Raw genomic sequence first — 26,855 nt, 5'->3', positions numbered from 1 at the left:
CCGTAGAACGCCGGCGCATGGAGTTCTCCAATGACCACGCCCTGGCTCACCGTCACACGCGGTACGGCGCCGCTGCTGGTCTCGATCCCGCACACCGGCATTGATCTTGCCGGCCTCGACAGCCGGCTGGTCTCGACCTGGCTCGGCCGCCGCGACTGCGACTGGTGGATCGACAAGCTCTATGATTTTGCCACCGACCTCGGCGCCACCGTCGTTCACACCGCCATCTCGCGTACCGTCATCGACGTCAATCGCGACCCTTCCGGTGTTTCGCTCTATCCTGGCCAGGCGACGACCACCCTGTGCCCCACCGACACATTTGACGGCGATCCGCTCTACCGCATCGGAGAGGAGCCGACGCCGTCCGAGATCGACCGGCGCCGCGAGACCTATTTCGCCCCGTATCACGCCGCCCTGCAGGACGAGATCGACCGGCTGCGCGGCATGCACGAGAACATTGTGCTCTATGACTGCCATTCTATTCGCTCGGTGCTGCCGCGCCTGTTCGAGGGCACGCTGCCGGTCTTCAACCTCGGCACCAATGACGGCAAGAGCACCGATCCTTCGCTGCAGGAGAAGGTCGCCGCCATTCTCGCCGCAACCGGCGAAAGCTGGGTGGTGAACGGCCGCTTCAAAGGCGGCTGGATCACCCGCCATTTCGGGCGGCCGCAGAGCGGAGTCCATGCGCTGCAGATGGAGCTCTCCAACCGCGGCTACATGCGCGAACCCGCCGAGAAGGGCACGCCGGCAAACTGGCCCGTGCCTTACGACCCGACCTACGCCGCGCCGATCCGCGCCACGCTGAAGACCATTCTCGAAACCGCCATTGCCTGGGCTGCGCGCTGACGCGCCCGCATCGCATCGAAAGGGAAGCGACCACATGACCGATCCCCGCCACAACATCCGCGAAGTACGCAGCCCCCGTGGCGACAAGCTCAATGCCCGCTACTGGACGACGGAAGCGCCGCTGCGCATGCTGATGAACAATCTCGACCCGGACGTCGCCGAGAACCCGAACGAGCTCGTCGTCTATGGCGGCATCGGCCGGGCGGCGCGCACCTGGAACGATTTCGACCGCATCGCCGCCTCGCTGAAGACACTTGGCGAGGACGAGACGCTGCTGGTGCAGTCCGGCAAGCCGGTTGGCGTCTTCCGCACGCACAAGGACGCGCCGCGCGTGCTCATCGCCAACTCCAACATCGTTCCGCACTGGGCGAACTGGGAGAAGTTCAACGAGCTCGATAAGAAGGGCCTGATGATGTACGGCCAGATGACGGCCGGCTCCTGGATCTACATCGGCACGCAAGGCATCGTGCAGGGCACCTACGAGACCTTCGTCGAAGCCGGCCGCCAGCATTATGGCGGCAACCTGAAGGGTAAGTGGATCCTGACCGGCGGTCTCGGCGGCATGGGGGGCGCCCAGCCTCTGGCAGCGGTGATGGCCGGCGCCTGCTGCCTCGCCATCGAATGCAATCCGGATTCGATCGATTTCCGCCTGCGCACTCGCTATCTCGACGAGAAGGCCGAGACGCTCGACGAGGCGATGGCCATGATCGAGCGATGGACCAAGGCCGGGAAGGCGAAATCAGTCGGCCTGCTCGGCAATACGGCCGAGATCGTGCCGGAAATGTTCAGGCGCGGCATCCGCCCCGACATCGTCACCGACCAGACCTCGGCGCACGACCCCATCAACGGCTACCTGCCGAAGGGCTGGACCATGGCCGAATGGCGCGAAAGGCGCGTCTCCGATCCAAAGGCCGTGGAGAAGGCGGCGCGCGCGTCGATGCGCGAGCATGTCGAGGCGATGGTGGCGTTCTGGAACGCCGGCGTGCCGACGCTCGACTATGGCAACAACATCCGCCAGGTCGCCAAGGAAGAAGGCTTCGAGAACGCCTTTGCCTTCCCTGGCTTCGTGCCGGCCTATATCCGTCCGCTGTTCTGCCGCGGGGTCGGTCCGTTCCGCTGGGCAGCACTCTCCGGCGATCCGGAGGACATCTACAAGACCGACGCCAAGGTGCGCGAGCTCACCCCCGGCAACACCCATCTGCACAACTGGCTCGACATGGCGCGCAAGCGGATCTCGTTCCAGGGGCTGCCGGCGCGCATCTGCTGGGTCGGTCTCGGCGACCGGCACAGGCTGGGGCTCGCCTTCAACGAGATGGTCGCCAAGGGCGAGCTCAAAGCGCCGGTCGTCATCGGCCGAGACCATCTCGATTCCGGCTCGGTCGCCTCGCCGAATCGCGAGACCGAGGCGATGAAGGACGGCTCCGACGCCGTTTCCGACTGGCCGCTGCTCAACGCGCTGCTCAACACCGCCTCCGGCGCCACCTGGGTGTCGCTGCATCACGGCGGCGGCGTCGGCATGGGTTTCTCGCAGCATGCCGGCATGGTCATTGTTGCCGACGGCACACCGGAAGCGGGCAAGCGCCTGGAGCGCGTGCTGTGGAACGATCCGGCGACCGGCGTGATGCGCCACGCCGATGCCGGTTACGACATCGCCGTCCAGTGCGCGAAGGAGCACCAGCTCAACCTCCCGGGCATATTGAGCTGAGCCATGCGCATTCTTCGTGCCGCCGAATACCGGGTCATGCCGTGGAAGAACGGCGGCGGCACGACGACCGAGATCGCCGTTTCGCCCGATGGCGCCGGCCTCGACGATTTCGACTGGCGCATTTCGATGGCCCGCGTCGAAACCGGCGGACCATTCTCCAGCTTTTCCGGCATTGACCGCACGCTGTCGGTGCTGGAAGGCGAGGGCATCGTTCTCGATATCGCCGGCCGTCCGCCACAGCGTTTGACAGGGGCGTCCGCGCCGCTTTCGTTTCCTGGCGACGTGCCGACGAGCGCTGCACTGATTTCGGGCCCGATCACTGATCTCAACATCATGACCCGCCGGAGCCGGATGAACCATGCGGTCGAGCGGCTGTCGCTTGCGGGCGCTACCGAAATCGAGCCGGCAGGCGAGGTGACGCTCGTCCTTGCCAGCGGTGGCGGCGTCAAAGTTTTCACAAACACCGCAGCAACACTGGCTCCGCTCGACACCTTGATCGTCGATCGGAACGCTCCGAAACTGCGCCTGGAGCCGGAAGGCCAAGGGATGCTGTTCGTCATCCGGCTCTTCGGCACCTACCGTTAACGGCTGTTGCCAAACATGATCGAGGTGTCGGCGAAATATCGCCGGCCCACTTGCATGTATCACGAAAAAGCCTGAATCCTTTCCCTCATCGAACCTGGGGATGGGGTGCGAGGGGCGCTCGTCCAGAGCTTGTCTAAAGGACGCTCCTGGTGCGCTGCGCAACGCAAACTTTCGGCCGAACTTGTCATGCAACCAATTGCAATCGAGCCGGTTTTAGGTGCATTGCCGTGGCGGTGAAGCCGCATTGCGCCCACCGTACGGAATTTTGAATGAATATTCAGACGAATCCCACCAAGATCGAAGCTACGAGCGCGACCTTTCCGGCCATTACGGAAGCGCCGATCCGCTCCAATTTCCTGCCCGAGGACCGCCTGCGTGAAGTGGGTGTCGGGCTCGCCAGGGGAGACGTCAAGGACCTGTTCGGTCTGGCGCCGTTCGAGTTCCAGGCCCGCATCCGCGACAGCGCCAGAAAAATCCTCGAGGTCTATCGCTCGACCAATGCCGCCCAAGCCAAGGGCGAGACGATCACGCCGGCGGCGCAATGGCTGCTGGACAACAATTACCTGGTCGAGGAGACCATCTTTCAGGTCAAGCGCGACCTGCCGCGCCGATTCTATCGGCAGCTGCCGACCCTGAAGCTTGCCGACGGCACCGTCATGCCGCGCGCTTTTGCCGTCGCCTGGAGCTATGTCGAGCATTCCGACAGCTCGGTCTCGGCGACCATGTTCAAGGCGATCGTCGAAGGTTTCCAGTCGGTCGAGCCGCTGAAGATCGGCGAGCTCTGGGCGCTGCCCTCGCTGCTGCGCTTCGTCTTGATCGAAAATCTCCGCCGGATCGCGGTGCGCGTCAGCCGCACCAGGCAGATGCGCCAGATCGCCAACGAGGTCGCCGACCGGGTGCTGGCGACCGACGACAACGCCGATCGAACCAGGATCCTGTCGCACTACGCCGCGCATGCGCAGGACACCACTTTCGCCACCCAGCTGCTCTACCGTCTGCGTGACGGCTCGCAGAATGCCGGCCGGGCGCTGGAATGGCTGGAAGGCGAGCTCGAGAAGACCGGCTCCGACGCCGAGGAAATCATCATCGGCGAGCATCAGACGCTGTCCAGCGGCAACGTCACCACCGGCAACATCATCCGCGGCCTGCGCCTCATCAACGACGTCGACTGGACGGTCTGGTTCGAGGACGTCAGCCGCATCGATACGCTGCTGCGTGAGAGGACCGACTTCGCCGCGCTCGACTTCTTCTCGCGCGACCAGTACCGCACCGCCATCGAGCAGCTGGCGCGCCGCTCGCAGCTTTCCGAATTCCGCGTCGCCGAGAAGGCGATCGAGCTCGCCGGTCATGCCCCGGGCGTCACCGATGCATCCGGCGTGCCGGATGCGGTCGCCGAACCAGCCGCGCATACCGATGTCGGCTTCTTCCTTGTCGGCCCGCGCCGGCAGGAGCTGGAGAAGGCGATCGGCTACCGGGCTCCCTTCTATGTGACCTTCAAGCGGGCCTTCACCGCAACCGGCTGGCTCGGCATCGTCGTGCCCGTCTTCCTGCTGACGGTGTTGTTGCTGGTGCTTTCCGGCAACGCGCTCGCCCATCTCGGCCTTTCGGCGGGATCGATCACGCTGATGCTGGCGCTGTTCGCGGTGCCGGCGAGCGAAGGCGCGCTCGCCTTCTTCAACACGGTCGTCGCGCTTTTCCTGAGGCCGACCCGGCTCGTCGGCTACGACTACAAGCACGGCATACCGGCAGAGGCGCGCACGCTGGTCGTGGTGCCTTCCCTGATCGGCTCGCGCGACGACGTCGAGGAGAACATCCGCAACATCGAGGTGCATCACCTCGCCAACACGGCGGAAGAAATCCATTTCGCGCTGCTGTCCGATTGGCCCGATTCCAAGGCCGAGATCGACGCAGCCGATATCGAGATCCTGCAATATGCGCGCGACGAAATCGCCAGGCTGAATGCCCGCTACCCCTCCGCGGGCGCGCCGCGCTTCTATCTCCTGCATCGCCGCCGGCTCTACAACCAGGCGCAGGGCTGCTGGATGGGCTGGGAGCGCAAGCGCGGCAAGCTGCACGAGCTGAACCTTTTGCTGCGCGGCGACAGCGACACCACCTTCCTGCCGCTCGACGTCGCGCTGCCGGAAAAGGTCGTCTATGTGATGACGCTCGATGCCGACACGCGCACGACGCGCGACGCGGTCTCGACCCTGGTCGGCAAGCTTGCCCATCCGCTCAACCGCCCGCGTTTCGATCCGGCAAAGCGCGTCGTCAGCGCCGGCTACACCATCCTGCAGCCGCGCATCACCGCCTCGCTCACCAGCGGCGACGACGCTTCGTTCTTCCAGCGCGTGTTCTCGGCCAATCGCGGCCTCGACCCTTACGTCTTCGCCGTGTCCGACGTCTATCAAGACGTCTTCGGCGACGGCTCCTTCACCGGCAAGGGCCTCTACCATGTCGACGCCTTCGAGGCGGCGCTGAAGGACCGCATCGAGGAAAACACCATCCTCAGCCACGACCTGCTGGAAGGCGCCATGGCGCGCGCCGCCCTGGTCACCGATGTCGAGCTGGTCGAGGACTATCCGACCCGCTATTCGGTCGACGCCTCGCGCCATCATCGCTGGGCGCGCGGCGACTGGCAGTTGCTCGGCTTCATCTTCGACCCGCGTTCCGGCGTGCCGGCGCTGTCGCGGTGGAAGATGGTGGACAATCTGCGCCGTTCGCTGACTCCGATCTTCTGGGTCATGGCCTGTATCGCCGGCTGGACCCTGCTGCCCTTCACGCAAGCGGCGCAGTGGCAGGCGCTGCTGATCCTCAGCCTGTTCATGGCGCCCACCTTCGACATCGTCAACGGCATCCTGCCGAAGAGCGGCGACCAGACCCCTCGCGGCCATTTCTCGGCGCTGGCAAGGGACACGGTGTTCGGAACCGCCTTGGTGGCCCTGAAGGTGCTGCTCATGGCGCATTTCGCCTGGATGATGGGCGACGCCATTGTCCGCACCCTCTACCGGCTCTTCGTCAGCCGCCACAACCTTCTGGAGTGGCGCACCGCCTCGCAGGCGCACAAGAGCGGCGGCAGCGACATCGGCGCCTATTACAGCATGATGTACGGCGCGGTGATCATCGGCGTCGTCGGCCTCGCCGTTCCGGTTCTGGCCGACTCGACCGGCGCCTTCGTCGCCTTCTTCTTTGCCATCTTCTGGATCGGCTCGCCGGCAGTGGCCTGCTGGATCAGCCGCTCGGCAGAGACCGAGGACCGGCTGCGCATTTCGGCTGCCGATGTCCACACGCTTCGCACCGTGGCACGCCGGACCTGGCACTATTTCGAGACCTTCGTGACGGCCGAGCACCATCACCTGCCGCCGGACAATTTCCAGGAAAGCCCGGCGCCGGTGGTGGCGCCGCGCACATCGCCGACCAATATCGGCGTCTACCTGTTGTCGGTCGTATCGGCGCGCGACTTCGGCTGGATCAGCCTGTCCGACGCCATCACCCGCATCGACGCCACGATGACGACGATCGAGAACATGCCGCGCGACCGCGGGCATCTCTACAACTGGTACGATACGACGACGCTGAAGCCGCTCTATCCGCTCTACATTTCGGCGGTGGACAGCGGCAATCTCGCCGGCCATCTGGTCGCGGTGGCCGCAGCCTGCGCCGAATGGGCGGAAGCGCCTTCCGTCCACCTGCAGGGCGATTTCGAGGGCATCCTCGACACCGTCACCATTCTCGACGAGAGCCTGGAAGATCTGCCCGACGACCGCCGGCAGCTGCGGCCGCTGCGCCAGCGTCTCGCCGATCGCCTCGACGGCATGCGCCGCGCGGTGATGACCATCAAGGCGCAGCCCGAGATGGCGTCGATCCGCACCATCAATCTGGCCGTGCTCGCCGGCGAGATCCGCAAGCTCGCCACCGCCATCCATGTCGAGGCGGCGTCGCCGAAGAGCGACATCATCGCCGACTGGGCGGCAAGGCTGGAGGCGACCTGCGAGGCGCATGTCCACGATTCGCACAATGACGAAAGTGCCGTCGGCGCCCTGCGCGCCAAGCTGCTTGCGCTGCGCGAGCGCTGCCGCCGCTACGCCTTCGAAATGGATTTCTCCTTCCTGATGCGGCAGGAGCGCAAGCTCCTGTCGATCGGCTACCGGGTCGAGGAGCACCAGCTCGACGAGAGCTGCTACGACTTGCTCGCTTCCGAGGCGCGGCTGACCAGCCTGTTCGCCATCGCCAAGGGCGACCTGCCGACGGAGCACTGGTTCCGGCTCGGCCGGCCGATCGTCGAGATCGGCTTCCAGGGCGCGCTGATGTCGTGGTCGGGCTCGATGTTCGAGTACCTGATGCCGCCGCTGGTGATGAAGGAGCCGCATGGCTCGATCCTCAACCAGACCAGCAAGCTCATCATCCGGCGCCAGATCCAGTACGCGCGCTCCAAGAACGTGCCGTGGGGCATATCGGAAGCCGCCTACAATGCCCGCGACCGGGAACTGACCTATCAATACACGAACTTCGGCGTGCCTGGCCTCGGGCTGAAGCGCGGTCTCGGCCAGAACACGGTGATCGCGCCTTACGCGACCATCCTGGCGGCCCAGTTCAGCCCTCGCGAGGCGGTGCAGAACCTGATGCGGCTGCGCTCGATCGGCGCGATGGGCCGGCACGGCTACTACGACGCGGTCGACTTCACGCCGCAGCGCGTGCCGGAAGGCGGCGATCATGCCGTCGTCCACAACTACATGGCCCACCATTCCGGCATGTCGATCGCTGCCGTGGCGGATGCCATCTTCGAGGGCCGGCTGCGCGACCGCTTCCACAGCGATCCGGTCATCGAGTCGGCGGAACTTCTCCTGCAGGAAAAGGCGCCGCGCGACATCCCGACGGCCACGGTCCGGACCGAAGCGGACGAGCGCGCCAAGGACGAGACCGAGACCGAAAGCCCGGACAGCCGCATCATCCTCGATCCGATCAAGGCCCTGCGCGCAACCAGCGTCATGTCCAACGGCCGCTACTCGGTCATGGTCACCGCCACCGGGTCGGGCTACAGCCGCTTCGGCGAGCTTGCCGTCACCCGCTGGCAGCCGGATCCGAGCGAGGACCGGCTCGGCTCCTATATCTTCCTGCGCGACGCAGCGACCGGCGACTGGTGGTCGGCGACCGCCGAGCCGAAGCGCGCGGATAGCGAGCGCGTCCAGACCCTGTTCGCCGACGACAAGGCGAGCTTCGTCAAGTCGGTCGGATCGCTGCGCTCGGAAGTCGAATGCATCGTGATTTCCGAAGGCAATGGCGAAGGCCGCCGCATCACGCTCTACAATGATGGCGCGACCGACCGGCATATCGAGGTGACCTCTTTCGCCGAGCTGGTGCTGGGCAACGAAGCTTCCGACAATGCCCATCCGGCATTCTCCAAGATGTTCGTCGAGACTGAGATCACGGGCAACAATGGCGCGATCTTCGCCACCAGGCGCAAGCGCGACAAGAACGAGCCGGACCTGACCATGGTGCATTTCGTCACCGATCCATCGGGTCCCTCGCGCGACGCTGAGGCCGAAACCGACCGGCGCGCCTTCATTGGCCGCGGCCGCACCATTGCCGATGCCGCCGCCTTCGATCCCGGCGCCAGGCTTTCCGGCCATCAGGGCTTCACGCTCGATCCCGTGGCGGCGCTCCGCCGCCAGGTCCGGGTGCCCGCCAACAAGAAGATCTCGCTGACGTTCTGGACCATCGTGGGAGCCAACCGCGGCGAACTCGACGAGGCGATCGCCCGGCTCGATCATCAGGAGAGCTTCGCCCGCCAGGCGATGCTTGCCTGGACCCGCAGCCAGGTGCAGACGCGTCATCTCGGCCTCAGCCTGACCGATGCCGCCAATGTGCAGAAGCTGGCGCGCTACCTGATCTATCCGGATCCGTTCCTGCGCTTGCCGGCGGACTCCATCGCCTCCGGTCTCGGCCGGCAGTCGAGCCTGTGGCCGACCAGCATCTCCGGCGATTTCCCCATCTTCCTGGTTCGCATCGGCGACGTCGCCGACCTCGAGATCGTGGCCCAGGCGCTGCGGTTCCAGGAATACATGCGCGCCCGCGGCATGATGATCGACTTCGTCGTCGTCAACGAGCAGGCCTCATCCTATGTCCAGGACCTGCAGCGCGCGGTCGAGACGCTGTGCGAGAACAGCCGCCTGCGTGGCCGCGAGCTCGGACCGCGCCAGCATATCTTCGCCGTGCGCCGCGACCTGATGGACGAGGCGACCTACAAGACTCTGCTCTCGGTCGCGCGCGTCGTGCTGCACACGCGCAACGGGACCATCTTCGATCAGCTCGAACGCGCCGAAACCGCCGCATTGCAGGCTCGCGACGCCTTGCAGCAGGCGGAAGGCGGCGCGCCCCGCGCGCCGTCCCAGCCGTTGCCCCTGCCGGTGCCCGCGAGCCAGGGAGCGGCCGACATCGCCGCCGACGGCAGCGGCCTCGGCCTGTGGAACGGCTTTGGCGGCTTCGACGGTGACGGACGCCACTATGTGACGCGCCTGACCGGGCGCCGCACCACGCCGCAGCCCTGGATCAACGTCATCTCCAACGCCTCGTTCGGCTTCCATATCTCGGCCGAGGGCGCCGGCTTCACCTGGAGCCGCAACAGCCGCGACTATCAGCTGACGCCGTGGTCGAATGACCCGGTGTCGAACCGGCCGGGCGAAGGCATCTATATCTTCGATCACGTGAGCGGCAAGGCGTTCTCGCCGATGGCCGCCGTGGTCCGCGACGCCTCGATGACCTACGAGACCTGGCACGGCCAGGGCTTCTCGACCTTCCGCTCGAAGCGCGGGTCGTTGTCGATGGACCTGACGCAGGTGGTCGATCCGACCGACCCCGTCAAGATCACGCGGCTGCGTATCCAGAATGCCGGTTCGGTGCCGGCAAGGCTGCGTGTCTATGCCTATGCCGAATGGGTGCTCGGCGGCCATCGCTCGCGCACGGCTGCGACCATCGTGCCCTCGCGCGATGCCGCGACCGGCGCAATGCTGGCGCAGAACCCCTATGGGCTCGATTTCGGCGAGAGGGTGGCGTTCCTCGCCGCCACGGCGCCGGTGCATTCGGTGACCGCCGATCGCGGCGAGTTCATCGGCAGGCACGGCACAAGCGAGTATCCGCAGGCCGTGCTGGGGGGCTCGGGTCTTTCCGGCCGCGTCGAGGCCGGCGATGACCCATGCGCCGCGATTGCCAGCGATATCGACATCCCGGCCGGCGGCGACGTGACCTTGTTCTGGCTGCTCGGCGACGCGGCGACGCCCGCGGAGGCGAGCGCGCTGGTGCAGACCCACCGGAGCAAGGACTTCGACCAGCGGCTGGCCGACAATGAGCGCGTGTGGCGCGGCTTCCTCGACACCATTCAAGTCGAGACGCCCGACAAGGCGCTCAACGCCATGGTCAATCACTGGCTGCCTTACCAGAGCCTGGCCTGCCGGATCCGCGCGCGCTCGGCCTTCTACCAGGCGAGCGGCGCCTTTGGCTTCCGCGACCAGCTGCAGGACACGCTGGCTTTGCTCGCGCATGACCCGAGGCTGGCGCGCGACCAGATCCTCAACGCCGCGCGCCGGCAGTTCCCGGAGGGCGATGTCCAGCACTGGTGGCTGCCGCGCACCGATGCCGGCGTGCGCACCATGATCTCGGATGACGTGGTGTGGCTGGCGCATGCTACCGCCCGCTACATCGAGGTGACAGGCGACGCGGCGATCCTGAAGGAACAATTGCCCTTCATTGACGGGCAGCAGCTCGGCGAGGGCGAGCACGATGCCTTCTTCACACCCGAGATCACCAAGACCACCGCCTCGCTCTACGACCACTGTGCGCGGGCGCTCGATCTGGCGATCAAGCGCAGCAGCCCGGCCGGGCTGCCGCTGATCCTCGGCGGCGACTGGAACGACGGCATGAACCGCGTCGGCGAGGGCGGCAAGGGCGAGAGCGTGTGGCTGGGCTGGTTCCTGTTGAAGACGCTGGGCGACTTCGCCCCCGTCGCCAAGGGACAGGGCGACACCAAGCGCGCCAATGCATGGAGCAAGCACGCCGACGCGCTGAAGCGGGCGCTGGAAAGCACGGCCTGGGACGGGCAGTGGTACCGGCGCGGCAGCTTCGATGACGGCACGCCGCTCGGCTCTCACAACTCGGATGAGTGCAAGATCGACTCCATCGCCCAGTCGTGGAGCGTTCTCTCGGGCGAAGGCGACCCGGCGCGCTCGACCACCGCCATGCAGCAGGCGACCAGGATGCTCGTCGATGACGATCACAAGATCGTCAAGCTGTTCACGCCGCCCTTCTCCAGGAGCGAGAAGGATCCCGGCTACATCAAGAGCTATCCGCCGGGCGTTCGCGAGAATGGCGGCCAGTACACCCACGCCGCCACCTGGTTCGTGATCGCACTGGCCGAGATGGGCCTCACGGACGAAGCCTATCGCTGCTTCTCGATGCTGAACCCGGTCAACCACGCTTCGGACGAGAAGGCTGCCGAACACTACCGCGTCGAACCCTATGTCGTGGCGGCCGACATCTACGCCGGCGAAGGCAAGGGCGGCCGCGGCGGCTGGACCTGGTACACGGGTTCTGCCGGCTGGCTCTACCGCGCCGCCGTAGAAGGCATCCTCGGCATCGAGCGGCGCGGCAAGCAGATCACGTTTAGACCGAAGCTGCCCAGCCACTGGGACGGCTATGCCGCCACGCTGAAGATGTTCGACGGCGAGGCCAGGGTGCGCGTGATCCGCGACAAAAAGACCAAGTCGATCTCGCTGGAAGTCAATGGTTCGAAGACAAAGACGGCGTCTTTCGAGCCGACGGCCGGCGAGGTGACGGAAGTTGTCGTCAAGATCCCCGCGTGAATTCAAAGCCTTGGCTCATGAGCCGCGTGTTCGTTGCAATAGGCGGCTGAAAACGAGCGTTTACTTGGGCGATGACTCGCGCCGACGATCGCCATCGTTCATTAGGGGGCGCTAACGCAGTCCCGGCTGACTAAAAATGTGGCAGCGCCGGGCACCTGCCATTATTTCGCCGCAAGGCTGACATTTCACCTTTTATCTCAAACCGTTAGGTGATCACGCCAGATTTCGCACCGTCGTCATCTTTTGTTCGCTAAATGGGAACGGAAGGGATAGACGGGCATTGTTTTGCGACGCGCCAACCGGTACGTGTCATGGAATGGTGCACTGCACAATAAATGTTTGGCGGAGTAGCTGAAGTGTCACTTCTGCAAATCTACTGGCGAGCACTGGGTTATCTGGCGGCCGACAAGAAGCGCGTTGCGCTGATCTGCGGCGCCAACGTTGCGCTTGCCATGGTCGCCATCCTCGAGCCGATCCTGTTCGGCCGGGTGATCGATGCCATCTCCGAACACGGTTCGGTGTTTTCCACCCTCGCTGTTTGGGCTGCCCTCGGCGCCTTCAACATCGTCGCCTTCGTGCTGGTGGCGCGCGGCGCCGACCGCTTCGCGCATGCCCGCCGCTCGGAAGTGCTGTGCCAGTCCTTCGAGCGCGTGATCACCATGCCGCTCGCCTGGCATCACCAGCGCGGCACCTCCAATTCACTCCACACGCTGCTGCGCGCTGTCGAGACGCTGTTCAGCCTGTGGCTGGAATTCATGCGCCAGCATCTGTCGACGGCGGTTGCGCTTGCGCTGCTCGTTCCGACCGCGCTTTCCATGGACGTCCGCATGTCGATGGTGCTGCTCGGCCTCGGCGCGCTTTATCTCGGCATCGGCCGGCTCGTCATGCGCCGCACCAAGTCCGGCCAGGCGGCGGTGGAGCGCCACTACCATACCGTCTTTGCCCATGTGACCGATTCCGTGAGCAACGTCGCCGTGCTGCAGAGCTACAATCGCATCGGCCATGAGACCGAGACGCTGAAGCGTTACGTCAAGAACCTGCTCGACGCGCAGAACCCTGTGCTCGACTGGTGGGCGATCGCCAACGCACTGCATCGGCTCTCCTCGACCATCTCGATGATGATCGTGCTGCTGATCGGCGCATACCTCGTCACCCATGGCCAGCTTCGCGTCGGCGACGTGATCGCCTTCACCGGCTTTGCCACGCTGCTGATCGCCCGCCTCGACCAGATGTCGGCTTTCGCCAATCAGATCTCCGAGGCGCGCGCCAAGCTCGAGGATTTTTATCGCCTCGAGGACTCGGCCGCCGACGCCGCAGAGCCGGACGGCCTGCGCGAGCTCACCAACGTCACCGGTCATGTCCGTTTCGAGAATGTCAGCTTCGAGTTCGCCAATTCGGGGCAGGGCGCCGACAACGTGTCGTTCGAGGTGCCGGCCGGCAAGACGGTTGCCATCGTCGGTCCGACCGGCGCCGGCAAGACGACGCTCATCAACCTGCTGCAGCGCGTCTTCGCGCCGTCCAGCGGCCGCATCCTGATCGACGGCATCGACACCCGCACGGTGACCCGCAAGTCGCTACGCCATTCGATCGCCACCGTCTTCCAGGACGCCGGCCTGCTCAACCGCTCGATCGAGGACAATATCCGCGTCGGCCGCGCCGATGCCACCTATGACGAGATCCACGCCGCCGCCAACGCCGCCGCCGCGCAGGACTTCATCCTGTCGAAGAGCAACGGCTACGACACGGTCGTCGGCGAGCGCGGCGGCCAGCTTTCGGGCGGCGAGCGCCAGCGCATCGCCATTGCACGCGCAGTGCTGAAGGACGCGCCGATCCTGGTGCTCGACGAGGCAACCAGCGCGCTTGACGTCGAGACCGAGGATCGCGTCAAGGAAGCCATCGACGAACTGCGCCGCGACCGCACCACCTTCATCATTGCGCACCGCCTGACCACGGTCCGCGATGCCGACCTGGTCGTCTTCATGGATAAGGGCAGGGTGGTCGAGTACGGCGGCTTCACCGAGCTGTCGCTGCGCAACGGCCGCTTCGCTGCCCTGCTGCGCGCCGGCGGCCTGCTCAACGACGAAGAGGTTCGCCGCCTCAGCCGCCCGGTCAACGAAGCGGCGTGAGATCAACGCTCCCCTTCTCCCTTGTGGGAGAAGGTGGTCGCGAAGCGGCCGGATGAGGGGTGCTCCAGCTTGGCAATTTTCGACGAATTGCCCACGCCTCATTTCTTCCAACACCCCTCATCCGTCTCGGCGCTGCGCGCCGATCCACTTTCTCCCACAACAAGAGGAGAAGGGAAGGGCTGCGACACTCCTCCGATTGCCGCCGGCACATTGCCGGTCTATCTAGGTCGGCATGAGCGAAACCACCTCACGTCCGAGCGGCTGGGCCGATCTCGCCAACCCGACGCGTTTTGTCGGGCTGGCCGGCAAGGTAATCCCGTGGCTGGCTTCCATTGCCGCTATCCTGCTCGTCGTCGGTCTCTACATGAGTTTCACCGCGCCCGAGGATTTCCAGCAGGGCATCACGGTGCGCATCATGTACATCCACGTGCCTTTCGCCTGGCTCGCCATGATGTGCTACTCGATCATGGCGCTCTCGGCCTTGGGCACGCTGGTCTGGCGCCATCCGCTGGCCGATGTGGCGCTGAAATCGGCGGCCCCGATCGGTGCCACCTTCACCGCATTGGCGCTGATCACCGGCTCCATCTGGGGCAAACCAATGTGGGGCACCTGGTGGGTGTGGGACGCGCGGCTGACCTCGGTCTTCGTGCTCTTCCTGATGTATCTCGGCATCATCGCGCTGACCCGCGCGTTGGATGACGCCAGCCGCGCCGCCTGGGCAGCCGCCATCATCACGCTGGTCGGCTTCATCAACATTCCGATCATCAAGTTCTCGGTCGACTGGTGGAATACGCTGCACCAGCCGGCTTCGGTCTTCCGGCTCGGTGGGCCTACCATCGATCCGTCGATGCTGTGGCCGCTGGCCGTCATGGCGCTCGGCTTCACGGTGCTGTTCTTCGCGCTGCACCTGATGGCGATCCGCACCGAGATCTTGCGGCGTCGGGTGATCGCGATGCGCAGGGTTGCCGCCAGGCAGGCCGAGCGCCAGTAGACGTCACCCCATCCGCCCGCGCGCCGCAACCGGCAGCGTCTCCAGCACCTTGTCGCCGTCGACCAGATGCACCTGGTCGAAGAGGTTCGTTACCACGCAGCAATGGTCGGGAACCACACGCACGCGCTCGCCGATGCGAAGCCTGGCCCCGCCCGAAAGCGTGACGTTGCCATGTTCTTCGCTCAGGGCGGTGATGCGGGCTCCGGGCACGCCGACCAGTTCGCCGAAATCGGGCAGCCCCAGCGTATCGGAGGACAGCGCCTTGCTGCCGCTATCGAGAATGGCGCGGGTTGGTGTCGGATGGCTGACCACCGTGGCGAGCACCTTCAGCGCGCAGTCGTCGAGCGTGCCGACGCCTTTGGCGACCTGGTAGCGGTCGAGATAGATGTAGGTGCCGGGCCGATATTCGGTAACCACGCTGTCCTGGCCCGAGCGCCACATATCCGGCGTGCCGCCGCTCGAGATGCGCCGGCACTCGAGCCCGTCCACTGCGAGCGTGTTGCGCGTATTCCTCAGCCATGCCTCCGCCTCGGCAGCGCGGCCCGCCGCAGGATAGGTCATCAAGCCACCGAAGCTGAGGCCTTTGGCTCTGTTGATTGCCTTAGCCAGCACCACCGCTTCAGCGGGGCTCTGCACGCCGCAGCGGCCCATGCCGGTGTCGCACTCGACCAGCACGGATAGCGGATGCCCTCCATCGGTGAAGGTCGCGGCAAGGCCTTGCAGCGTCTCATGGCTGTCTGCCGTCACCGACAGCGTCACGTGGCCATGCAGCGCCTTCAGCCGCTCCAGCTTGGCGCGGCCGAGAATGTTGTAGGGCAGAAAAATGTCGGTCAGCCCGGCATCGGCCATCACCTCGGCCTCGCCGATCTTCTGGCAGGTGATGCCGACGGCGCCCGCCGCCACCTGCTTCTTTGCCCAATACGGCAGCTTGTGCGTCTTGATATGCGGCCGAAGCTTGAGGCCATGGCGATCGGCATGCGCCTGCGCCTTTGTGATGTTGGCTTCGGCGCGAGCCGCATCGATCAGGATCGACGGCGTGTCGAGGTCGTCTATGCTTGGCATGAAAATCACCGTTCAACAGCACGTCTCCCGAAAGTGGGCCGATTTCGGGACCAGGACATGCGCAAGATCAAAGGACGGTTGAGGTTATGGCCCTGTTCCCGTCCGATGTCACGGGCCAGCGCTGCCGGTTTGCGTCGACAGCGGACGGGCGTTCAGCTATGCCGGAGGAGACATCTCAGCAGGCCCGGTCGAAGGAAGAGAACTCATGAAACGCTCCACCATCAACGACATCATCCGCGACGCCGACGCCTTCATCCGCTCGTTCGGCTACATTATGCCGCCCTTCGCCTACTGGAGCCCGGAAGAGATGAAGGCGCGCAAGAGGGATTCCTCAGCCATTTTCACCTCGCGCCTCGGCTGGGACATCACCGATTACGGCCAGGAGAAATTCGACGAGCTCGGCCTGTTCCTGTTCACCGTGCGCAACGGTCGCTACGAGGACATGAAGCTCGGCATGGGCATGCTCTATGCTGAGAAGATCATGATCTCGCGCAAGGATCAGCTGTCGCCGATGCACCGCCACAACATCAAGGCCGAGGACATCATCAACCGCGGCGGCGGCAAGCTGGTGCTGGAATTGTTCATGCATGACCGCGACGGCGGCATCGATCCGAAGGCCGAAGTCTCGGTGCCGGTCGACGGAACCATCCACCGCTTGCCGGCCGGCGGGCTCCTGAAGCTCGATCCGGGCCAAAGCGTCACGCTCCTGCCGGGCGTCTGGCACGCCTTCTGGGCCGAGGGCAAGGACGTGCTGATCGGCGAGGTCTCGACCGTCAACGACGATCTCACCGACAACGTGTTCCGCGACCCGATCGGCCGCTTCTCCAACATCGACGAGGACGTGGCGCCGGTCCATCTGCTGGTGTCCGACTATGAGAAGTGGGTGGGGTAGGCGAGGCTTCGCCGGGCCACCTGTTCCCCACTTTGTGGGACGACGAACCCAGCTGATCTGTCGGTGCTTTTGTCTGCACCGTCGCACTTCTTTTGAGGTAACGGCATGCATCCTCGGGTCTGCGCTGTGTCGCTCCGCGCCTTGCTCCGCCCCTGGATGACGACAGGCGGAACGTTCCAGCCAATTTCCAACGTCGGCGATCGGCTGCAGGCTGCGTTGCATTCGTCATCCAGGGGCGGAGCGGGAGCGAAGCGGACGCGCAGACCCGAGGATCCATGCCGTGACCGAGAAACGGAACATAGCGCTGCAGAATCAGGGCGATCCTTCGCGCCCCTGCTGGACAGCGCTGCGCACGTCTCCCGAATAGAGCCAAGTTTTACCGCGCATACTTATCCGCCTTGCGGTTTCCGAGCAGCAGCTTGCGTTCCAGATGCGCGCGCAACTCGCCGTAATAGGCGGTGAGGAAGGCCTTTGAATCGATCGGCTCGATCCTGGCGCCGATCTTGCGGCCGATCGTTTCCGCCACCGCTTTCATCGCGAAATAATCGTCGCGGCGCAGCACTTCTTCCAGCTTGTGCAGCTCCGCAATGCCATAGGCATCGAGCTGTGCAGCGCTGAACTGGAAGCGGGTCGCGACCGGCTCCTTGCGCAGCGAAAGATCCTCGACCAGCGCCACTTTCGGCGCTTCGACCACCCAGGTGCCGGCGAGCAGGTCGCCGATCCTCAGCCGGTCGCGGTTGAAGAGCGGAAACAGCGAGAACAGCAGCGCCCATACCAGGCCGAAGATCGTCGACAGCGTGTCGGCGACGCCGGCGCCTCCACGCGCGGCCATGATCGACAGCGGCAGGAAAACCTCGATCTCGCGCATCAGATTGCGCGCGATGACCTGGTCCAGCGTAAGACCCGCGCCGCTGCGCGAGGCGACACGGATGCCGATCATCCGTTTTCCGGGCGTCGCCGCCCGCCGGCCCGCCTCGAAGGCGATGAAATAGACGTTGCGCAACAGGAAGATGAAGATCAGCCAGACGATGAAGAGTGGTTCTGCTTGCTGCGCGCCGAGCCCGCCCAGGCCGAAGATCGCGACGAGGCTGACGACCACCGCGGCGACGACGATGATCATGACATCGAGCAGGAACGCGGAAGCCCGCGTGCCGGCATCCGCCAATTTGACCCGCAAGTCGACGCCCTCCGGCGTGACCAGCGGGCGCACGAGCGCGGCAGGGTTCCTAGCCGTTGCCATGCCGCACCATCCGGAACAGGTAGAAATAACAGATCCAGAGCGACAGCATGCCGCCGCCGATCGAGTACCGGGCGACGTCGCTGGTGATGGTCTGCCGGCCGATGCCTTCGAGCAAGCCGGCGAACAACAGCATGATCATTACGCCGACCATAGCGGTCGCAGCAACGCGTCCGGCCCGCGCGGCGGCGGCCATGCGCGTCAACTCGCCCGGGAAGGCGATGCTGGTGCCGATGCGCATGCCGGCCGCCCCGGCGATCGCGATCGCGAACAGCTCCGTCGTGCCGTGGATCGACAGCCAGCCGCCGAGCTCCAAGCCAAGTCCCTTGGCAGCATAGACCTGGAACAGCGCGCCCAGCATGCAGCCATTCATCAGGATGATGAGCACGCTGGGCACGGCAAAGGCGAAGCCGAGCGAGAAGGCCAGGATCGCCACCTGCGTGTTGTGCGTGAAGAGATAGGCAGCAAAGCCCGAGAGGAAGTGGTCGCCGCCGCCATAGAGCACGTTGCGCAGCATCTCGGCCGAGGAATCCGGGTTGCGCCCGCCGGCCAGGCTCGGCGCGATGATGGCGTCGTACCAGCGCTTGTCGGAAGCGACCAGCCAGTGACCGGCAATCGCGCCAATGACTGTGAGCGCGACCGACACCCACACTTCGCGCCACAGGTCGCGGATCGCCGCCGGCCAGTCGCGCAGGAAGAAGTCGCCGACGCGTGCCCGCAAAGTCCGCCGCGCGCCGTAGAGATAGAAATAGCCGCGCAGGCACAGCGCCTCGAGATAGGAAATCAGCGCGCTGTCGAGCGAGGTCGCGCGCGCCACCGAAAGCGAGGACAGCGCCGAGCGGTAGAGCAGGGGCAGCGACAGCAGCTCGTCTTCCGACAATGCGCGCGGCGCTCGCTTCTCGACCCGCGCAAGCAGCGCCTCGAAGGCCTTCCAGTCGGCCTCGCGCTCCTGGCGGAAGCTCGCCAGCGACTGGCGCACGGCATCGGTGCCGGCCGGCAGCGTCATAGGAGGTTCTCTTCCTTGAGCTGGATATAGCGTTCGACCAGCGCCGGACCAAGCCGCTGATGGTCGGCCTCGATGACATGCGCGCCGAGCAGCCGCAGCCGGCCGATCACCACCTGCCGCTGCCTGAGCAGGTCGCCGGCGGTGACCGCGCGCGCCACATCCTCGGGCGACGCCGGCGCCATGTCGGCCAGCGTCTCCAACTCGACATCCTTCATCAGCATGAACAGCACCAGATGCCGCTCGGTCAGCCGCCCCACGGTGCGCAGCATCAGCTCGGCGCTGATCGGGTCGACGAAATCGGTGAAGATGATGACCAGCGAGCGCCGGTCGAGCTTGGCCGCGAGCGTCGTCAGCGCCAGCGTGAAATTGGTCTCCTCGGTCGAATAGTCGATCTCGGCCGCGCGCTTCTGGATCATGGTGAAGCTCGGCGAGCCGCGCACCGCACCGCTGGAGACGCGCGGCCTGGCGTCGAAGGAGAACAGGCTGACGAGATCGCCGCCCTTCAGCGCAATAAAGGCGGAGAGAAGGGCGGCGGTAACGGCGCGATCGACCTTCGGCACGCCGTCGACCGGCTCGCACATCAGGCGGCCGCAGTCGATGGCCAAAACGATGTTGTTGTTCTCCTCGATCCGGAACTCGCGCGCGAGCAGCTTGCCGTGGCGGGCGCTGCGCTTCCAGTCGATCATGCGCCGGCCCATGCCGGGCTGGTAGTCCTTCAGCGCCTCGAACTCGCGCCCCTGTCCGGCACGCTTCTGCGCGTGGCCGTCGGCAAGCGCCGAGCGCTGCAGCAGCGTGATCGCCTCGTCGCGCGCCCGGCTGACATCGGGCAGCACCACTATCTTGCGATCCATCGGCAGCACGACCTGGTTCCAGACGAGGCCGAACGGTCCTTGCCAGCGCAGCCACAGCCGATCGAAGCTCGCCATGCCGCGCCGGATGGCGTCGAATTCGAGATCGAGCGTGCCGCCATGCGCCGGCAGCGCGCCGCCGGTACCGTTGACCGGCGCCAGCCGCTGGTCATGCCCGACGCGCGCCTGCAGGCGGCGCAGGCGTGCGCCGAGGCCGGCCGTGACGTGGAGCGTGAAGCGCCCGCCGACGCCGACCTGCGGCGGCGCCGTGAGCGTGGCGCTCAGCGAGGCGCGTCCGCGCCCGGCCGCCGCGTCCACCGCTAGAAAGGCGAGCAGGGCGCAGATCCACAACAGGCCGAGATACCAGACCTGCGGCAGCACGAGCGCGATCAGGAAGGCGGGAATCGCCCCCGCCGCCGCTGCCCACACCGCTCGTCCGCTCGGATAGATCAACGCGGCGCTTCCGTCTGATCGACGAGGTCGGACACGATCTGCTCCACCAGCCGTCCGTCGATCTGCGCCGCCGGCGAGAGGATGACGCGGTGCCGCAGCGCCGGCACGGCTAAAGCCTTGACGTCGTCGGGGATGACGTAGTTGCGGCCGTCGAGCGCGGCGCGGGCTCTTGCCGCGCGCGCCAGCATCGCGCCCGCGCGCGGGCTGGCGCCGACCTCGAGGTCCGGGCTCTCGCGCGTGCCGCGCACCAGCGCCGCGATATAGCCGACGACATCGTCGACGAGGGTCACGCCGCCGACCGTGGCCAACGCCGCTTCGAGCGTCTTGCGGTCGGTCTGCGCGGTGATGCCGTACTGTTTGATGTCGTGCGAGGCGGAGCCACCGCCGTGATGGACGATGATGGCGCGTTCCTCCTGCGCATCCGGATAGCTCACCCGATGCTTGAACAGGAAGCGGTCGAGCTGCGCTTCGGGCAGCGGATAGACGCCCTGGTGCTCGATCGGGTTCTGCGTTGCCACCACCATGAAGTTCTGGCCGAGCGAATGGGTGGTGCCGTCGAAGGTGACGGCGTGTTCCTGCATGGCTTCCAGCAGTGCCGCCTGCGTCTTTGGCGGGGTGCGGTTGATCTCGTCGGCAAGCAGCAGATCGCAGAAGATCGGTCCGTGGGTGAGCGTGAATTGCCCGGTCTGGAAATTGTAGATGTTGGAGCCGACGATGTCGCCGGGCATCAGGTCCGGCGTGAACTGGATGCGCCCATAGGCGACGCCGAGCGCCTGCGCAAAGCAGCGTGCGGTCATAGTCTTGGCTGTGCCCGGAGGTCCTTCGAGCAATATGTGGCCGCCGGCGAACAGCGCCGTCAGCATCAAATCGACGGTGTCGCGCTGCCCAGTGATTGCTTTGGCCACCTCATCCCTGATCGCGCTCGCCAGGGTCTTCACTTCATCGACGTTCACCAAGCCTCCTTGCCGTCCAGTCATGCAGCTTTTCCGCTGCTTCATGCATTCCGGTCAAACTGTTGGAATCGTTCGCGGCCTTGAAGCGCGAGCTGAAGCCCTGCGTTTCTTGCCTGTCGCGGGAATCGAGCCAGCGGTCGAGGGCATCGCCCTGCAATCCATATGGCGCGCCGAGAAGCGCAGCCGCGCGCTGCCGCATCAGCGACGCATAGCGGTCGCCCAAACCCTGCAGCCGCCCGGCACGCTTCAGCAGCATTGCCGTTGTGTCGACCAGCGCCCGCTTGCCGAATGCAATGGCGCGCCCCTCGGCGCGCGGCGGTCCGAACCGGCCGAGTCCATGCAGGAAGGCAAGGGCGGCGGCCACCAGCACCGACAGCGTCAGCGCCAGGAAGGGCGGCTCGACCAGGAGCTTGGCGAGATCGTAGGTCTGGCCAATGCCATGCAGCGTCAGGTCGAACATGACAGCGCCCCTGGCGGGTTCCAGCATGCCGATCATGTCGAGCGCTGCCGCCGCCTTCCGCTCATCCTTCAGTGCCGCGTTGTTGATCAGATCCGGATCGGTGAGAATGTAAAAGGGCTCCTCGTCGAGCTCGGTAAGGATGGCCTTACCATCGCCCGCCGCAATCAGAGGATGATCGTCGGCTACCCATTGCAGCTCGTCGGGCACAGCGATCTTGCGGCCTTCGATATCGATCTGCCCGGCTATCGGCTTGCCTTCGCCGAGCTTTGCCTTGGCGATGCGGCCGAGCCAGTCGTTGACCATGGTGGTCGGCAGCCGTTCGATCTTCATCTCCCAGCCTTCGTCGCCCTGCAGCGGCATGGTCTGCCATTTGGGCAGCACGAACAGCGTGTCCTTGCCCGAGCGGAGTTTCAGGATGCGCTGCAGCGCTGCCGGGTCGCTGTCCGGCGCGATGGTGACGACAAGCAGGAAGGTGGATGCCAGGGGCGACTCCAAATCCTTCTCGCCGCGCGCCATGGGTGGCGCTTGTCCGTTGGTGAGCTTGAGCCATTCGACCAGCCCGGCATAACCGGTGCCGCCCTTGGAAAGCGGGGTGGCGCCGCCCGCGGGTTGGCGGAAGTCGGGAGCATAGGTCGACAGCAGGAAGAAGCCGGCCGCCGCCAGCAGGCTGGCGAAGATGCCCCAGAACAGCGTCCTGCGGCTGAACGGCTCCTGCGCTGTGTCAGTCACCTCCGCGCTCATGCCCAGGCATCCCGGAAGGCGAAGCGCTCATAGGCACCGCGTGCATGCTGCCAACCCTCCATGCCCACCGGGCGGCGCGCGAACAGCGCGGCCTCGACGATGCGCGCGATGTCGCTGAAGGCGGCGCGGGGGCGGGTCGGGATCGAGCTCGCGGCCGCGATGTCGCGCGCCGTCAGCGACGGGCGCAGGAAGTCGGGCAGGCGGGTGGCGATATCGGCGACGCTGCGGCGAAGCAAAAGGTGCACCGCCTCGTCATAGTCGCCGCGCGCGGCAAGCGCGTCGGCTTCGGAGAGCAGGATCTGGGCCGCACCGGCATCAGGACGCCATTCCTCCTGCGCCTCGACCTCCGCTCGCTTCCGCCGCCACGGCAGCCGCCAGGCGACACCCTTCGCTTCGAGGACGATCAGGAAAACAATGACCACCACGCCGATGATCACCGCGCCCCAGAACAGATAGATCATGTAGGGCCCGATCTTGCCCAGGGCCTGCAGCAGCGGCTTCAGCCATTCCGGCGGTTTCACCTGCACCAGCGACGGCAGGTCGAACTGGATCGAATCGTCCGCCAGCAATTGCTTGTGCAGCTTGGCCAGCCATTCGGCGTCGGCCGTGCCCGGCTGTGCGACAGTCACCCGCTCCTTCCCCCTGCAACCTGCGGTTCGGCGCCGACACTGGCAACATGTCCAAACAATTGCAAGTGCACTGGACGCGGCCCTTCAAACTTGGCAAATTTACTTGTGTGTCACCCAAACGGATGCAGCGGTGACTCGGGGGAAAATATCATGACCACTGCGACATTGGGACGGCCCGGCAGATTTGAGATCGGCAGGGTGTTCAACAGCACTTTCGGGGTGATTACCCGCAATCTAGGGCTTTGCATTGGGCTTGCGCTGTTGTTTTCAGGGCTTCCGACATTCCTGTTTCAACTCTGGAATGAAGCCCACGTAGCCAATCTGGCGTCCGGCGATCCCAATCTCGCATTGAACGATCCAAACGTGGTGATCCGTGATTCGCTGTTCACCCTCGTGTTCGTCCTTGTCTACTTCCTCATGTCCTTGATGTTGCAGTCGGCCCTGGTCAGGGCCACGATCGAGGACCTGAACGGCAAGAAGCCTGAGTTTGGCGACAGCGTTCAGATCGCCCTTCGGTGCCTGCTGCCGACGATCGGCATCGGGATCCTGGTCGCGCTCGGCGCGGGGCTTGCCTCCCTGGCGCTGCTGGTCCCCGGCATCATCCTGTGGCTTGGCTGGTGCGTCTCTGTGCCGGTCCTGGTGCAGGAGCGTCTCGGCGTTTTCGGCTCGATGTCTCGCAGCCGCGCGCTGACCAAGGGCAACCGGTGGTCGCTGTTCGGGCTGTTCGTCATCATCACCATCCTGGCCATTGTTATCCAGGCGGTTCTCGGCACGGTCGTCTATCTCTTCGGCGGCATCATCGGCACCGTCCTCAGCGCCGTTGTTTCGGCGGTGATGTCGACGATCATGTCGACAGCCACCGCGGTCACCTATGTCGAGTTGCGCCAGGTCAAGGAAGGCACCAGCATCGACGAGTTGGCGGAGATCTTTTCTTAAACGCGTCGCGCTGAACGGATTCAGGCGAAGCGCTTTAAGTCTTTGTTCTTACGCATGTCATTGCCCCAGAACCGCTGCACACTTCTGGGCGGCATGCATCAAGAAGACCGTCACCCAAGAGGATCGCCATGGTGTCGACCGCTCTCAGTGCGCCCGATCGGTTCCGGATCGGGCGGGTGTTTCATGACAGCTTTGCGGTGATTGGCCGCAACCCGGTCCTGTGTGTTGGCCTCGGGGTGGCGTTCTACGCCCTGCCGAGGTTCGCCGCATGGCTTTGGTACGTGAATAGTGGTGCCGCCCGGTTGCCAGCGCAGGAATTATTTTCCCAGCACGCGATCCTCGTTGTGCTGGGCGTGCCTGTCTATTTCGTCGTCACCGCCATTCTACAGGCGTCTCTTATGCGTGCCACCATCGTGGACCTGCGCGGCGAGAAGCCAATCTTTTCGGATTGCTTCGGTATCGCGCTTGCGCTGTTGTTTCCGATTCTCGGCCTCTCGCTGCTGGCGACGCTTGGGATTATGGTCGGCCTGGTACTGCTGATCGTGCCCGGCATACTTCTCGTGCTTCGCTGGGCGGTCGCGATGCCGGTCCTTATCCAGGAAGGATGCGGCATTCTCGACAGCATGGCGCGCAGCCGCGACCTGACCAAGGGAAGTCGTTGGCGGCTGCTGGGGCTGTGGCTGATCCTCACTGTGGCGAGTGCGTTGGCGAGCCTGGTGGTCAACCGCTTCGCGATTCCTTTGAACGTCACGTTCGGACTGCTGGCAGAGGCCACCGTGAGGACGGCGGTTCTGGTGCTTTCGTCCGTTGCCAGCGCGGTTAGCTATGTCGAGCTGCGGCGGGTCAAGGAGGGCGCCAGCGTCGACGAGTTGGCGCAGATATTCTCGTAACGATTGGCGACATCCGCCGTGGTGGGGTCGGCTCTGGGACGGTCAGAAAAATTGCGACTGGGAAAGGTAATCAGCACGACTGTTGCTTTCGTCGGGCAGAATTTGGTCCTTTCATTAGTCGTCGGTGCGCTTTTTTTCGTTCTTCCTCTGACTTTGTTGGTCTATGGAGTTTCTGGTATTGGCCGCGTTTGGCGTATGTGGCTGGCGCATACGGCAACAGCCCTTGGGCGACCGCGGCCAACGTAGGCTCCGTCCAAGGTGCCGGGGTGCTGTGCCTGGCGGCGCATTTCGTGGGTCACGCAGCGCTGTCCAGGGCAACAATCGACGACATCAACGGTAATCAACCAACGACCACGAGCTGTGTTCGAACGGGTCTGCACCATCTTGGTCCGGTCCTGGGGATAGGGTTCGCGATCTATCTCGTCAAATCTTTCATTGGGTACATGAGACTTGGCGCCGGACTACTTTTTCCTCCTTATGGAAGCGGTGTCGTGTTCGTTCTTTTGACCGTACCTGCTATCATATGGGCGATGGGAATCTCGGTTGCTGTACCCGTGGCGATCCGGGAAGAGCTTGGGCCGATCGCTTCTATGTCACGCAGCCGCGCCCTGACCAGAGGATATCGCTGGCCGATTTTCGGCCTGTTTTCGATAACCCTGGGGCTGACGCTCCTGATGCGTGTGGCCTTGATTTCTGGAATTGGATATGCCGCGACCGCTATTCCTACGGCCTCTGCATTGATCATCGGCACAATCCCCTTTGCCATTGTCTCGGCGATCGTTTGGACAGTTTCGTCCGTTGGTGTGACGGCCGCCTACATCGAGCTGCGGCGAGTAAAGGAAGGTGGCGGCGTCGACGAACTGGCGGAGATATTCTCGTAAAGACTCCGCAGCGTCGTTCTCGGCATTGCGTATCCGTCTGACCGGGCCGGTGGCCGGGCGTCGCTGTCAGAGCTCGGCGTAGAGCCGCGCCGCGTTCTCGAAGGTGAAGCGCAGCGGCACCGCGCCTTCGACCTGCCAGGCACTTACCGTATCGCCGGCCATTAGCCGGCAGGCGTCGAGCGTGTTGGTGACGGCGCCACCATACAGACGGTTGGCGAGGTTGAGGATGCCGGTCTGGTGCATGGCGCTGCTGCCGCTGCCGCAGGCATCTTTGACCAGCAGCACACGGAATCCGCGCGCCACCGCGTCCTTCACCGTGGCGTCGACGCAGGCCTCCGTCCACACGCCGGCAACGACCAGCCATTCGATGCCGGCTGCCTTGAGCCTGTCGGCGAAGTCGTTCCTGGCGAAGGCGCTCGCTTCCTGCTTGACCAGCAGGGCTTCGCCGTCCTGCGGCGCCACCTCATGGCAGGTCGCCGTCAGCGGATCGTCCTTGTCGGAGAAGGCCGACTTGCCGCTTTCGTCCACCGGATGGAACGGCCGCGCCTCGGCAAGATCGACGACATAAGCCCAGTGGTAGAGCGGCACGAAATTGCGCCGCGCAGCATGCTGCAGGCGCTGGACGTTGGCGAGGATCTCGGCGAAGCCCTCGACCAGATAGCGCCTGTCCCTGCGGTGTTCCTCCTGCAGATCCACGAACACCGCCGCCACCGTGCCGGGCCGGAGTGAAAGGGGAGCCTTCATGGGAAGGCCTGCACTTCG

General features: G+C 65.0%; 18 protein-coding genes. 10 read left to right on the top strand and 8 right to left on the bottom strand.

Annotation, left to right across the window (positions count from 1 at the left end; genetic code table 11):
- The first annotated feature begins 30 nt into the window (after positions 1-30).
- The 6 genes from hutG (at position 31) to EJ074_RS04150 (ending at position 15,105) form a co-directional block, all read left to right on the top strand.
- Positions 31-846: an N-formylglutamate deformylase gene (gene hutG, locus EJ074_RS04175; RefSeq protein ID WP_095808394.1), complete on the top strand. Its 816-nt coding sequence runs from the start codon at positions 31-33 to the stop codon at positions 844-846.
- 34 nt (positions 847-880) lie between these two features.
- The gene (gene hutU, locus EJ074_RS04170; protein WP_095808393.1) at positions 881-2,551 is read left to right on the top strand and encodes a urocanate hydratase; all 1,671 of its coding nucleotides are present in this window, start codon (positions 881-883) and stop codon (positions 2,549-2,551) included.
- Positions 2,552-2,554: 3 nt separating this feature from the next.
- A complete protein-coding gene (locus EJ074_RS04165; protein ID WP_095808392.1) occupies positions 2,555-3,136 on the top strand; it encodes a HutD family protein in 582 nt (193 codons plus the stop codon).
- 269 nt (positions 3,137-3,405) lie between these two features.
- Positions 3,406-11,988, top strand: coding sequence for a glucoamylase family protein (locus tag EJ074_RS04160; protein WP_129552791.1), 8,583 nt, complete (start codon positions 3,406-3,408; stop codon positions 11,986-11,988).
- A gap of 356 nt (positions 11,989-12,344) precedes the next feature.
- A complete protein-coding gene (locus tag EJ074_RS04155; protein WP_095808390.1) occupies positions 12,345-14,114 on the top strand; it encodes a glucan ABC transporter ATP-binding protein/ permease in 1,770 nt (589 codons plus the stop codon).
- Between the two features lie 232 nt (positions 14,115-14,346).
- On the top strand, positions 14,347-15,105 hold the full coding sequence (locus tag EJ074_RS04150; RefSeq protein ID WP_095808389.1) for a heme ABC transporter permease: 759 nt from the start codon (positions 14,347-14,349) through the stop codon (positions 15,103-15,105).
- A 3-nt stretch (positions 15,106-15,108) separates the two neighbouring features.
- On the opposite strand, the gene EJ074_RS04145 is transcribed toward EJ074_RS04150, so the two are convergent.
- Complete coding sequence (locus EJ074_RS04145) at positions 15,109-16,167, bottom strand: D-TA family PLP-dependent enzyme (RefSeq protein WP_095808388.1); 1,059 nt, start codon at positions 16,165-16,167, stop codon at positions 15,109-15,111.
- Between the two features lie 205 nt (positions 16,168-16,372).
- Here EJ074_RS04145 and EJ074_RS04140 point away from each other — a divergent pair, with 205 nt between their 5' ends.
- Positions 16,373-17,059, top strand: a complete 687-nt coding sequence (locus EJ074_RS04140) for a D-lyxose/D-mannose family sugar isomerase (RefSeq protein ID WP_095808387.1) — start codon at positions 16,373-16,375, stop codon at positions 17,057-17,059.
- 376 nt (positions 17,060-17,435) lie between these two features.
- Here the strand turns inward: EJ074_RS04140 and EJ074_RS04135 are convergent, their stop codons facing one another.
- From EJ074_RS04135 to EJ074_RS04110, 6 genes are read right to left on the bottom strand one after another with little or no spacing between them, the layout of a single operon-like run.
- On the bottom strand, positions 17,436-18,299 hold the full coding sequence (locus EJ074_RS04135) for an RDD family protein (protein ID WP_095808386.1): 864 nt from the start codon (positions 18,297-18,299) through the stop codon (positions 17,436-17,438).
- Positions 18,286-19,302 (bottom strand): stage II sporulation protein M, encoded by a 1,017-nt coding sequence (locus EJ074_RS04130; protein ID WP_129552790.1) that lies wholly within the window; start codon positions 19,300-19,302, stop codon positions 18,286-18,288. Before EJ074_RS04130 ends, EJ074_RS04135 begins: the two co-directional genes overlap by 14 nt.
- On the bottom strand, positions 19,299-20,603 hold the full coding sequence (locus EJ074_RS04125; RefSeq protein ID WP_095808384.1) for a DUF58 domain-containing protein: 1,305 nt from the start codon (positions 20,601-20,603) through the stop codon (positions 19,299-19,301). Before EJ074_RS04125 ends, EJ074_RS04130 begins: the two co-directional genes overlap by 4 nt.
- The gene (locus tag EJ074_RS04120) at positions 20,600-21,556 is read right to left on the bottom strand and encodes a MoxR family ATPase (protein ID WP_095808383.1); all 957 of its coding nucleotides are present in this window, start codon (positions 21,554-21,556) and stop codon (positions 20,600-20,602) included. The genes EJ074_RS04125 and EJ074_RS04120 overlap by 4 nt, the downstream gene beginning before the upstream one ends.
- Positions 21,543-22,745, bottom strand: a complete 1,203-nt coding sequence (locus EJ074_RS04115; protein WP_245420550.1) for a DUF4350 domain-containing protein — start codon at positions 22,743-22,745, stop codon at positions 21,543-21,545. Before EJ074_RS04115 ends, EJ074_RS04120 begins: the two co-directional genes overlap by 14 nt.
- Before the next feature lie 8 nt (positions 22,746-22,753).
- Positions 22,754-23,386 carry a DUF4129 domain-containing protein gene (locus EJ074_RS04110; protein ID WP_095808381.1) on the bottom strand — a complete coding sequence of 211 codons (633 nt, stop codon included), beginning with the start codon at positions 23,384-23,386 and terminating at the stop codon, positions 22,754-22,756.
- Between the two features lie 150 nt (positions 23,387-23,536).
- Between EJ074_RS04110 and EJ074_RS04105 the strand changes: the two genes are divergently transcribed.
- The 3 genes from EJ074_RS04105 to EJ074_RS04095 all read left to right on the top strand — a co-directional run bounded on the left by EJ074_RS04105 (position 23,537) and on the right by EJ074_RS04095 (position 26,093).
- Positions 23,537-24,322, top strand: a complete 786-nt coding sequence (locus EJ074_RS04105) for a hypothetical protein (RefSeq protein WP_095808380.1) — start codon at positions 23,537-23,539, stop codon at positions 24,320-24,322.
- 128 nt (positions 24,323-24,450) lie between these two features.
- Complete coding sequence (locus tag EJ074_RS04100; RefSeq protein WP_095808379.1) at positions 24,451-25,212, top strand: glycerophosphoryl diester phosphodiesterase membrane domain-containing protein; 762 nt, start codon at positions 24,451-24,453, stop codon at positions 25,210-25,212.
- 266 nt (positions 25,213-25,478) lie between these two features.
- Positions 25,479-26,093: a hypothetical protein gene (locus EJ074_RS04095; protein WP_129552789.1), complete on the top strand. Its 615-nt coding sequence runs from the start codon at positions 25,479-25,481 to the stop codon at positions 26,091-26,093.
- A 66-nt stretch (positions 26,094-26,159) separates the two neighbouring features.
- Here the strand turns inward: EJ074_RS04095 and EJ074_RS04090 are convergent, their stop codons facing one another.
- Positions 26,160-26,837: an isochorismatase family protein gene (locus tag EJ074_RS04090; protein WP_095808377.1), complete on the bottom strand. Its 678-nt coding sequence runs from the start codon at positions 26,835-26,837 to the stop codon at positions 26,160-26,162.
- Positions 26,838-26,855 lie beyond the last annotated feature (18 nt).

The organism is Mesorhizobium sp. M3A.F.Ca.ET.080.04.2.1 (genome assembly GCF_003952525.1).
Taxonomy (GTDB): domain Bacteria; phylum Pseudomonadota; class Alphaproteobacteria; order Rhizobiales; family Rhizobiaceae; genus Mesorhizobium.
This window is presented reverse-complemented; position numbering and strand designations above follow the sequence as displayed.